At 48.2% G+C, this 12,828-nt stretch carries 3 protein-coding genes; all 3 read left to right on the top strand.

Translation table 11 applies throughout. The features are described from left to right. Positions 1-971 precede the first annotated feature (971 nt). From ACNRYB_RS17885 to ACNRYB_RS17875, 3 genes are read left to right on the top strand one after another with little or no spacing between them, the layout of a single operon-like run. Positions 972-1,883 (top strand): PorP/SprF family type IX secretion system membrane protein, encoded by a 912-nt coding sequence (locus ACNRYB_RS17885; protein ID WP_473728174.1) that lies wholly within the window; start codon positions 972-974, stop codon positions 1,881-1,883. Positions 1,884-1,897: 14 nt separating this feature from the next. After that, entirely contained in the window at positions 1,898-3,841 is a 1,944-nt protein-coding gene (locus ACNRYB_RS17880) for an OmpA family protein (protein WP_473728173.1), read from the top strand. A gap of 48 nt (positions 3,842-3,889) precedes the next feature. Then, positions 3,890-12,550 carry an Ig-like domain-containing protein gene (locus tag ACNRYB_RS17875; RefSeq protein WP_473728172.1) on the top strand — a complete coding sequence of 2,887 codons (8,661 nt, stop codon included), beginning with the start codon at positions 3,890-3,892 and terminating at the stop codon, positions 12,548-12,550. The last annotated feature ends 278 nt before the right edge of the window (positions 12,551-12,828 follow it).

The raw sequence follows: 12,828 nt of genomic DNA, 5'->3' as shown, positions 1-12,828 counted from the left end.
TACTTTAAACGCTTCGTGAGAAATTCCAGTTTTTTGTTTGAGGCAGATTATTTTAACGCAGGCAAATTTTTTCAGTTAATTTTTTCTTGCCATCTGTGGAAGCTTGTATCTTCCATGTAACGCTTTATTTTTAAAACGCGGCAAGTTTAAAAAGAAATATTATTAGGTACGCATTTAAAAAAAAGCAGCCATCGCTGAAAAGAATCACTGCATGCAATTGTCGTATTGCTTTGTGGCTGGTTCAGTTTTTTATTTAATAATGCTGGAGGGAGAACCGCCTAAATCTCTGCAGTTGTGAAGCAGCTTAAGCGGCCATTTTAAGCAGGAAATGAATGCTAAAAAGCTAATTGTCAGAATGTGGCAGCTCGTCAGGTTTTTGGTATAAATGTTAAAATATTGGTTTTCAATATATTTTTTTTATTTTTGTAAGGCGTTTAATACTATTTATGCTTTTTAAAATGTAAGAATTTATTTTGAGCATTTGGATTCTCGCAGGTTCTTTTTAAGAGATGCTGGAATGTCCGACTGGTTTTTATGGATCAAGCCTGGCATTAGACCCTCTTATCGGAACAAAAGCCTTTTTCCGTCTGATCAGCGGATAAGGCCATGTAAAGCCGTTTTCTGCTTTGTATTTATTTGCCAATTCTGCGCCCATAGTCAAATACCAGCCTTGTTTTTCTTCTTTGCCCTATGCATTTTTTCTGTTGTTTCCATTCTATTTTTTAGGATCCGTTTTTGGATCTGCTATACGCCAGACCTTTTGACAGCTTTACGGCTGAAGCGGCCAGACTGGATTGCCGGTCTTTTTTATTCTTTTGGCCGCCCCTGCAGAAAGCCTGTTCCCGCCGATATTCAAGATGCCGCATTTGAAGCCTCTTGAATCGGATTCCCCATTTATCGGTTATAATGCTAGAGAATATGTTCTCTATCAAGACCTAATGCCTATATGCGAACCATTAAAAGATGAGAATATGAGTCGAAAAATACTTTTAGTTTTCCTTTTGTCTGGGTATTGCGCCGTTTATGCGCAGCAGGATGCACAGTATACCCAATACATGTACAATACCATAAATATAAATCCTGCCTATGCCGGCTCTCGGGGCGTTTTAAGCATTTTTGCCCTGCATCGGGACCAGTGGGTAGGATTGGACGGCGCCCCGAAAACCAATTCCTTTTCTGTGAATGCGCCCATAAACGGCAGCAAGCTCGGGATTGGAGTGTCTCTGGTCAATGATAAGATCGGGCCCACGACAGAGAACCAGTTCTCGGTCGACCTTTCCTATACGGTCCCCACTTCAGAAACTTGGAAACTTTCATTCGGTATTAAAGGGACTGCTGATATTTTTAATTTGGATGTTACCAAACTAAATCCTTCAGATCAGGGAGATCCCCAATTCCAGAACTTGGATAATGATTTTTCTCCTAATGTTGGAGCCGGAATTTACTGGCATTCCAATAAAGCCTATATCGGATTTTCAGTTCCAAATTTCATTCAGACCAGCCGCTATGACGACAATGATGTGGCCATCTATAAGGACAAGATCAATTACTACCTGATGGGAGGCTATGTTTTTGATTTTTCTCAGGAAGTCAAATTCAAGCCCGCCGCGCTGATGAAAATGGTTGAAGGGGCTCCGCTGCAGCTGGATGTTTCCGCCAATTTTCTATTTTTCGAAAGGCTGACTCTGGGAGCTGCCTACAGATGGGATGCCGCGGTGAGCGCCATGGCCGGATTCCAGATTACAGAAGGCTTATATGTGGGCTATGGCTATGACAGCGAGACTACCCAATTGAGGCATTACAATTCAGGCTCGCATGAAATCTTCCTGCGCTATGAATTCTTCTCAAGCAAAAGCAGAATCACAACTCCCCGTTTCTTCTAATAAAATCAAGTGCCATGAAAAAAACAATACTTATCCTATTTGCAGTTGCCGCTTTTTTTTCATTCGGACTCCATGCGCAGCAGGCAAAAGTCAATTCAGGCGACAAGAAATATGACAGCTATGCCTACATCGATGCCATAAAGACCTATGAAAGGGTTGCCGCTAAAGGCTATAGGTCTGAGGACCTGTTCAAAAAGCTGGGAAATGCCTATTACTTCAACTCCGATTTCCAAAACGCCGGAAAATGGTATGCAGAGCTCTTTGCCATGAACGCGGATGCCGAGCCGGAATACTGCTATCGTTATGCGCAGTGCCTGAAATCGACGGGAGATATTGCCCAAGCCAAGAGATATCTGGATGAGTTTGATGCCAGATCAAAAAATGACAGCAGAGCAAGGCTTTATAAGGAAGATGTGAATTACATGGACCAGATTAAAGCCAATTCAGGACGGTATAATATCCAAGATGCTGGAGTGAACAGCAGGTACTCGGATTACGGATCATTTGTTTACGATAACAAACTGTACTTTGCTTCTGCCCGCGATACGGGCAGCTTCATCAAACGCAAGCATACCTGGACCGGGCAATATTTCACCAATATTTACAATGCCGATCTGGATCAGCAGACCGGAACTGCGTCAAAGGCGAAGAAATTCAAGTCGGCCATCAACACGAAATTCCACGAGGCTTCCCCTGTTTTTGCCAGCGACGGAAAAACGGTGTACTTTACCAGAAACAATTATATCGGCGGAAAAAGGGGCAGAGATGACAACAGAACCACTTTAATAAAGATTTACAGGGCGGAGCTGGGAAAAGACGGCAGATGGACAAACATTGCCGAGCTTCCCTTTAACAGCGATAACTACAGCACGGCCCATCCAGCCTTAAGCCCCGATGGGAAAACGCTGTATTTCGCTTCCGATATGCCCGGATCTGTCGGACAGTCCGATTTATACAAGGCAAGCATTAATCCAAACGGAGGATTTGGAACGCCAGAGAATCTCGGAAATGCCATTAATACGGAAGGGAAGGAAACCTATCCGCATGTGACTTCAGAAAACGAAATTTATTTTGCCTCGGATGGGCATCCCGGCCTAGGCGGATTGGATGTTTTTGCCGCCAATATCGACAGTGGCGGAAAAATAAGCAATATCCAGAACGTCGGAGCAGATGTCAATTCTCCCCAAGATGATTTTGCCTACATCATTGATCCCGAAACAAGAAGGGGCTTTTTCACTTCCAACAGAGACGGCGGACAGGGTTCTGACGACATCTATGCATTTTTGGAAACCAGAAGGCTCAAATGCATTCAGGAGCTCGAAGGAATCATTAGCGATGCCAAAACAGGAGCTATTTTATCGGGAGTGAAAGTCACGCTGCTGGGCAGCGACATGTCGGTTAAAGATGCCGCCGTTTCTGATGCATCCGGCAGATATAGCTTTTCTGTAGAATGCGGAAAAATGTATTATGTGAGGGCAGAAAAACCGGATTACAATACAAAAGAAGCCAATGTAACCATTGGAACGCAAAGCGGAAAAACGACTCTTCCGATCCAATTGGAAAAATCCATCTGCAAAGTTGCCGTAGGGGATGATTTGGGAAAATGCTTCGGCATCAAGATGATTTATTTCGATCTGGACAAATCTGACATCAGAACGGAAGCGGCTCTTGACTTGGAGAAAATATTGGATGTATTGAATAGCCATCCGACCATGAAGCTGGATATCCGCTCGCATACGGACAGCAGGGCATCGCATCAATATAACGAGGCCTTATCTGAACGCAGAGCAAAATCGACCGTCCAGTGGCTGGTTAAAAACGGGATTGCGCCAAACCGCTTAACCGGAAAAGGATATGGGGAAACGCAGCTTGTAAATAAATGTTCGGATGGCGTTCCCTGCACAGAAGAAGAGCATCAGGCAAACAGACGCAGCGAATTCATCATTACGGCTTTGTAGCATGAAATTGCTCTTAAATGATATATCTGTTATTAAAATTTTTAGATGATGAAAAAGATAAAGATAATTTTAGCATTTAGCGCCTTGCTGCTGATAACGGACGTATCGGCGCAAACCAATTACAGCTTTTCCATTGCCGATATTTTAAGCTCCATGCCGGCAGGCAAAAGGCTTCCAGACGGGACGGTGGTAAAAGCGCAGCTCATCACTACAGGCGGCGCGACGCATTCCACGGGGCCTTCAGGTTCGGGAACCGCAGGGCCCGATATAGGAGGGCTTTTTACGGGCAACACCCTTCCGGCATATGTCGGAGACCGCACCCCGACCAATTTTACGAAAATCCAGATGGCCAATACGCAGAATGCGGATAACGGCATGGGAAACAACTGCTCCTCAAGCATTGGCTTTAGGATCTATTTTGACAGGCCGATAGAAAGCATCAATTTTCTTGCTCTGGATATTGACGGGGTCCATGGAACTCCAAACGGAAATGCCGAATGGGTCGCCTTTTTCGGCTACAACGGGAACACTTTTGTGCCTTATGCCATCAGCGGGCCGACCACGCAGCTGGTGAACCAGTCCATCAACACTTCTTCGGCAACCCACAGCTGGAGGACACTGGTTGGAAACTCAATAGGCGCAGCCGCCGCGGCGGCTTTTCCCACCGCGATGACCATCAGAAGACAGACCGTAAACGGAGGTTCGGGAACCCCGGACGATTTAAACCATCAGGTGCTTTTCACGCCTCCTTCATCCAGTACCCATGTGACAGATTTTTTCCTGATGACGGGCATTTGGAGCGTTACGGGCCAAGCCAACGTCCAGGCATCGGGATTAAGCCCGATTGTCATAACCATCAGCTCTGATTTTGGAGATGCGCCGGACAGCTATAAGACGCTTCTGGCATCAGGGGGGCCTTCCCACGGCGTGGTGGGAACCCTTCTGCTTGGGGCCGCCAATTTCTCTGAACCGGACGGACTGCCTTCCGTTTTGGCTGATGCGTCCATAGACGATGACGGAGTTCCAGTTATTCCGCTAATAGCCAATAACGGCCAGACTATAAGCAGCTATACGGTGGCGGCAAATTTCACCAACAATACGGGTCTTCCTGCCAATTATGCCGCTTGGATAGATTGGAATAATAACGGCATTTTTGAAGCTTCCGAAGCGGCAACAGCGACTACTCCAGCGGGCACTGTCTCAGGGAGCGTGAACCTTACCTGGAATAATGTCGCCTTAACCAATACGGCCGGGCATGCGCAGACTTATCTAAGGGTAAGGGTTACTACAGAAGCCATAACGGCATCAGATTTTGGAGGCGCTTTCATTAATGGTGAGGTAGAAGATTATGCAATCGGCATTCCCGCGGCAACGCCTGATTTTGCCTGCTTCAATGCCGGGCTTTCCTCAGGATGGCTAGATGTTCTGGCAAACGATACAACGGGAAGCGCGATAGTTCCTGCATCTGTGGGCCTTGTAGATCCAGGCAATGGAACTAATCTTGTCATAGACGGTTTTGGCGATATTGTCGGGATAACAATTCCCGGAGAAGGAACATGGAAAGCAAATTCGGCTGGCCAGGTAAGTTTCGAACCCTTGTCGGCAAGCGTTATAAGTCCGACGCCAATGGCTTACCTGGGCAGAGATGCGCAAGGAAACACCTCAAACAGCGCACTGGTTACCCTGACTGCGGCAAGCATTCCAATTAACACTACTGCGGCAGCTCAAGGATGCTTTCCGGCTGTATTGGCCGCAACAGCCTCTGTTCCAACAGGACAGTCGGTGGTATGGTATGACGCTTTAACGGGAGGAAATGTTGTGGCATCTCCCGTTTTGAGTGCGGTGGGTACCGTAACGTATTATGCGCAAGGAAATAACGGAACATGCACCAGCGCCAGAACGCCGGTCACTTTAACCGTTACGGCACCGCCGATCCCAGGAAACCTGTCGGGAACACAAAATATCTGCCAAGGAAGCACAACTCCTTTTGCTTCAGACGGAGACGCAGGAGGAACCTGGTCAAGCAGCGACACCGCAGTAGCAACGGTTGACGGCAGCGGAATTGTGACAGGACTAGCGCCGGGAACTGCTATTATAACCTATACGGCAATTGGAGCTGGAGGCTGTTCAGATGTCTCGGCAACCCGGGCAATTACCGTTGAAGATGCCGCTGAGTCTGGCAATTTATCCGGAAACCAGAATATCTGCGTTGGCGGCACATCTGCCTTTTCATCAGATGGGGCTCCTGCCGGAATCTGGTCAAGCGATAATCCGGCTGTAGCTGCTGTAGATCCCGTAACCGGTTTGGTGACAGGGGTTTCCCGAGGCACTGCAACTATTCAATATACAATACCGCAAACGGGAAGCTGCGCCGTAATTCCTTCAGCAGTAACGGTAACTATTATAGAATCTAATCCCGGGACTTTATCAGGAAATCAGAATGTCTGCGTTGGAGAAACAACAGCATTTGCCACTGATGGAGATTTGGGAGGGGATTGGACTTCAGATAACAATGGCATTGCTTCTGTCGATGCAAATGGCGTAATAACGGGTAATGCGACCGGAACCGCAACCATAACCTATACCGTAAACGGTTCAAGCGGATGCCCTTCGGCATCCACTACAAGAACAGTAACGGTAAATGTGAATGCGCCTGCCACGGCAGCCGACATTACAGGCTCGGATAGTGAAATTTGTCCGGGAGCCGCCGCCATATTAAACGTGAGTTCTGCTACGGTAACCAATCCGATATTTACCTGGTATGCCGACCAGACCACTGCAGCAGCGCTTAATAGCGGCGCTTCCTATAGCGTTTCGCCAGCAGCAACCACAACATATTATGTGAGCGTAAAAGGAGATGGGGTTTGCGAAAATGATCCAAATACAAGAAAAGCAATTACAGTTGCGGTTAATGCGTTAGGAGCAGCTTCTGATATTGCTGCTGCGGATGCCACAATCTGTTTGGGCTCTTCGGCATCTTTAACGGCTTCTTCATCTACAGTTGCCAATCCCGTTTTCAGATGGTATGCCGATCAGACTTCGACAACGATTTTAAGCACTGGAGCTTCATACAGCCCAGCACCATTAACTGCAACAACCTATTATGTGAGCGTGAGCGGCGATGGGGTTTGCGAGAATGCCATAAATACCAGAAAAGCGGTGACGGTCAATATTACTCCGCTGGCAACTCAAGCAGAGATAACTGCCGATAGCCAGACCATATGCAATGGTTCGCCGATTTCGCTGACCGCTTCATCTTCTAATGTGACAAATCCCGTTTTCAGATGGTATGCCGATCAGACCAGCGCAACGGTTTTAAGCACTGGAGCTTCGTATACTGTCGCGCCAGCGGCTACGACCACCTATTATGTGAGCGTGAGCGGCGATGGATTCTGCGAAAATCCCATAAATGCAAGAAAGGCGGTAACAGTAACTGTAAACCCATTAGCGCAAGCATCAGATGTGACGATTTCAGATGCTGCGGCCTGTCCGGGTTCAGGAGCTGTTCTTACAGCTTCATCTGCAACTGTAACAGCGCCTGTTTTCAGATGGTATGCCGATCAGACCAGCACGACGATTTTAAGCACAGGCGCAACATATAGCCCTTCGCCAACCGTTACTACAACCTATTATGTAAGCGTAAGCGGAACAGGAGTATGCGAGAATGCGCCTAATGCCAGAAAAGCGGTAACAGTGACGATGAATCCGCTGGCAACAGCGGCAGATATCAATATACCAGACCAGACCATCTGCCAAGGCAATACAGCATTGCTCATTCCAACATCGGCAATTGATAGTCCAGAGTTTATCTGGTATTCAAGCCAGACTTCAACCGATCCGCTTTTTATTGGAGATTTTTATGATCCTGCACCGACGGCCACTACAACCTATTATATAAGCGTAAGAGGGACTAATGTCTGCGATAATGCCATTAATGCAAGAAAGGCAGTAACAGTAACAGTAAATTCTTTAGCAGCCGCTTCAGATATTACTGCAGCAGATCAAACAATCTGTTCGGGTTCTTCCGCATCATTGACAGCTTCATCTGCGACGGTTACAACGCCTGTATTCAGCTGGTATGCCGACCAGACCACCGCAACGGCATTGAGCACGGGAGCTTCGTATACTGTTTCGCCAACTGCTACGACCACATATTATGTGAGCGTGAGCGGAGACGGGTTCTGCGAGAATCTTCCGGGCACAAGACAGCAGGTGACGGTAACGGTTAATGCTTTAGGATTGCCTTCAGACATTGCTGCAACTGACGCAACAATCTGCTTGGGTTCTTCAGCATCATTGACAGCTTCCTCTGCGACGGTTACCACTCCAGTATTCACTTGGTATGCCGACCAGACTACTACGACAGCTTTGAGCACGGGAGCTTCATATACCGTTTCGCCAACGGCTACCACAACGTATTACGTGAGCGTGAGCGGAGATGGGGTCTGCGAGAATCTTCCGGGCACAAGAAAGGCTGTGACGGTAACGGTTAATGCTTTAGGTTTGGCTTCAGATATTGCTGCTGCTGACACGACAATCTGCTCGGGCTCTTCAGCTTCGCTTACGGCTTCTTCTGCGACGGTTACAACCCCAGTATTCACCTGGTATGCCGACCAGACCGTCGCAACAGCATTAAGCACGGGAGCTTCATATACCGTTTCGCCAACGGCTACCACAACGTATTATGTGAGCGTGAGCGGAGACGGGGTCTGCGAGAATCTTCCGGGCACTAGAAAGCCTGTGACCGTAACGGTAAACACTTTAGGATTGGCTTCAGATATTGCTGCGGCTGACGCTGTAATCTGCTCAGGCTCTTCAGCCTCGCTGACAGCTTCCTCTGCAACGGTTACAACGCCAGTGTTTATCTGGTATGCCGACCAGACCACCACAACGGCATTGAGCACGGGAGCTTCATATACCGTTTCGCCAACGGCTACGACCACGTATTACGTGAGCGTGAGCGGAGACGGGGTCTGCGAGAATCTTCCGGGCACTAGAAAGCCTGTGACCGTAACGGTAAACACTTTAGGATTGGCTTCAGATATTGCTGCGGCTGACACGACAATCTGCTTAGGCTCTTCAGCTTCGCTGACAGCTTCCTCTGCAACGGTTACCACTCCAGTATTCACTTGGTATGCCGACCAGACCGCTACGGCAGCATTGAGCACGGGAGCTTCATATACCGTTTCGCCAACAGCTACGACCACGTATTACGTGAGCGTGAGCGGAGACGGGGTCTGCGAGAATCTTCCGGGCACAAGACAGCAGGTGACCGTAACGGTTAATGCTTTAGGTTTGGCTTCAGATATTGCTGCTGCTGACACGACAATCTGCTCGGGCTCTTCAGCTTCGCTTACGGCTTCTTCTGCAACAGTTACAGCGCCAGTATTCACCTGGTATGCCGACCAGACCGCTACGGCAGCATTGGGCACGGGAGCTTCATATACCGTTTCGCCAACTGCTACCACCACGTATTACGTGAGCGTGAGCGGAGACGGGGTATGCGAGAATCTTCCGGGCACAAGACAGCAGGTGACCGTGACGGTTAATGCTTTAGGTTTGGCTTCAGATATTGCTGCTGCTGACACGACAATCTGCTCGGGTTCTTCAGCTTCACTTACGGCTTCTTCTGCAACGGTTACCACGCCAGTATTCACCTGGTATGCCGACCAGACCACGACGACAGCTTTGAGCACGGGAGCTTCATATGCTGTTTCGCCAACGGCTACGACCACGTATTACGTGAGCGTGAGCGGAGACGGGGTATGCGAGAATCTTCCGGGCACAAGACAGCAGGTGACCGTGACGGTTAATGCTTTAGGATTGGCTTCAGATATTGCTGCTGCTGACACGACAATCTGCTTAGGCTCTTCAGCTTCGCTTACGGCTTCTTCTGCAACAGTTACAGCGCCAGTATTCACCTGGTATGCCGACCAGAGCGCTACGGCAGCATTGAGCACGGGAGCTTCATATACCGTTTCGCCAACGGCTACCACCACGTATTACGTGAGCGTGAGCGGAGACGGGGTCTGCGAGAATCTTCCGGGCACAAGACAGCAGGTGACCGTGACGGTTAATGCTTTAGGATTGGCTTCAGATATTGCTACAGCTGACACGACAATCTGCTCAGGCTCTTCAGCTTCGCTTACGGCTTCTTCTGCAACGGTTACAACGCCGGTATTCACCTGGTATGCCGATCAGACCTCTGCTACAGCATTGAGCACGGGAGCTTCATATGCTGTTTCGCCAACTGTTACTACCACGTATTATGTGAGCGTGAGCGGAGACGGGGTCTGCGAGAATCTTCCGGGCACAAGACAGCAGGTGACCGTGACGGTTAATGCTTTAGGTTTGGCTTCAGATATTGCTGCTGCTGACACTGTAATCTGCTCAGGTTCTTCAGCTTTGCTTACTGCTTCATCTGCGACGGTTACAACGCCGGTATTCACCTGGTATGCCGATCAGACCTCTGCGACAGCATTAAGCACGGGAGCTTCATATACTGTTTCGCCAACGGCTACGACCACGTATTACGTGGGCGTGAGCGGAGACGGGGTCTGCGAGAATCTTCCGGGCACTAGAAAGCCTGTGACCGTAACGGTAAACACTTTAGGATTGGCTTCAGATATTGCTGCGGCTGACGCTGTAATCTGCTCAGGCTCTTCAGCCTCGCTGACAGCTTCCTCTGCAACGGTTACAGCGCCAGTGTTTAGATGGTATGCCGACCAGACCGCCGCAACGGCATTAAGCACGGGAGCTTCATATGCTGTTTCGCCAACGGCTACGACCACGTATTATGTGAGCGTGAGCGGAGACGGGGTATGCGAGAATCTTCCGGGCACTAGAAAACCTGTTACGGTAACGGTAAATCCGCTGGCAGCAGCTTCAGATATTGCGGTTGCTATTTCGAATGCAGCTGTCTGTACGGGAGGCACTTCCACCATTACCGCATCCAGCGCCATTAGCAATCCGATATACAAATGGTATCAGGATGCCAATTTATCAGTATTGCTTTATACGGGAGCTGTATTTGTGACGCCAGCTCTCACTGCAAGCACCTCTTATTACGTTACCGTTCAGAGTAATGCGGTTTGCGAAAACCCTATTGGAAATGCGCTTAAAGCAGATATTAATGTTATTTTGTGTTCTGATATTGCACTTTCTAAAACAGCCGGCAGCCTTTCTCCTTTTGTTGGAGACCGGATTGATTTTACAATTACGGTAACCAACTTTGGACCTGATAATGCAACAGGGGTAAGCGCCAATGATGCGCTTCCTTCCGGATACACTTTTGTAAGCGCAGACAGCGGAGGCGTGCTGACGGGCAATACCATTGCCTGGCCTGCATTGGAGATAGCAGCCGGAACATCAGTTCCGCTTAAATATACCGTGAGAGTCAATGCTTCTGCAGGAGCGGCGGATGAATATAAAAATGTGGCTCAGATCACTGCTTCAGATAATTTCGATCCAAATTCGACTCCAAACAATAATGACCCTTCAGAGAACGATCAGGATAGCGAAAATGTAACGCCAATTGTGCCAATGCCTGCAATTCAGGTTCTTAAAGATGGCACATTTTCGGCGGCAAATGACACAAACGGAAATGGTTTTCCGGAAGCAGGCGAAACGATCACATATGCATTTAGCGTAAAGAATGCCGGAAACATCAGATTGGAAAACGTAAAAATAAAAGATTCTTACATTGGCGTTACAGATCTTGCGGTGGCGCCAAGCACACTCGAGCCTGGCCAGACTGGAAGCGCGCAGATAAACTATATCATCACGCCGGCAGATATTGCAAATGGCGCAGTTTATAATAGCGCAATCGGACAGGGAAATACGCCTCCTACGGCAGACGACCCTTCTGGAACTATTGTCAATGACACTTCAACGGATCCCACAGACCCGACTGATCCGAGTGATCCATATTATGATCCCGCCTGTCCGGACTGCACTGTAGTGCCATTGCCTAATAATCCAAAAATCGCACTTGTAAAACAGGTGGAATCTTTTAGCGGAGACCTTAGCAATGCAAAAGCTGGAGATGTGGTAAGCTATCTCTTTACGGTTACAAACATTGGAAATGCAGCATTGGGCAATGTGCGGGTAAGCGATCCGATGCCCGGATTATCAGGTCCAGCGCTTGATCCTGCAAATAATGCCAATGGCACGGGAGATCTTAATGGAGACGGAAAACTAGATGTAAATGAAATATGGCTGTACAGGGCAAACTATGCCATTACCGCAAATGATATAGCCAAAGGCCAAGTGGTAAATCAAGCCCTTGTTGAAGCTGTAGGGCCGCCAACTCCTGCAGATCCAACTGGAAAAGATGTTTCAGACCTTTCTGATAATTCTTCAAAAACAGACAATGGTCCAACAGTGCTTGATATCCAAGGATGCCAGATAATCGCGCACAATGCGCTATCTCCAAATGGAGACAGCCGCAATGATATTTTTAAGATTGACGGAATCGAATGCTATCCGCAGAATACCGTTGAGATTTACAACCGATGGGGGGTTATCGTTTTCCATACCGACGGCTATGATAATCAGACCAATGCATTTAACGGCTATTCCAACGGAAGAGCGGTTGTAAAGCAGAGCGCAGGGCTGCCGACGGGAACCTATTACTACATAATCAGATATGTCGATTCTGACAGCAGGCAGCAGAGCTATGCGGGCTATCTTTATTTGAGCATGCAGTAGAGGCCCTCTTATATTTAAACTGCCATCCAAGCATTGGAAACAAAATAAAAATAGGAGGTGACGGGGGATTTTGGCTTTAGGCCCTTATGAGCCATGGTGCAGATTATGATCTGTGCCATGGCTTTGCAATTTTTGCCCGCATAGAAAAAAATGCAGTTTTATCCGGTTTATTGAAAGCATAATTCAGCGGAGTGTGATCCTCGGGATAAAGAATGTCCTGTTGCCGCAGCACAAGGATCATCAGGGAAACCTTCGGCGACGCTATTTTGCAGAGCCTA

The organism is Flavobacterium sp. CR10 (assembly GCF_055814415.1).
The sequence above is the reverse complement of the archived record's forward strand: the minus strand, read 5'-3'. Positions and strand labels throughout refer to the sequence as shown.

What these genes read in the sequence shown, in the direction of transcription:
- ACNRYB_RS17885 (WP_473728174.1), top strand. Translation starts at nt 972, where the DNA reads ATGAGTCGAAAAATACTTTTAGTTTTCCTTTTGTCTGGGTATTGCGCC.
- ACNRYB_RS17880 (WP_473728173.1), top strand. Translation starts at nt 1,898, where the DNA reads ATGAAAAAAACAATACTTATCCTATTTGCAGTTGCCGCTTTTTTTTCA.
- ACNRYB_RS17875 (WP_473728172.1), top strand. Translation starts at nt 3,890, where the DNA reads ATGAAAAAGATAAAGATAATTTTAGCATTTAGCGCCTTGCTGCTGATA.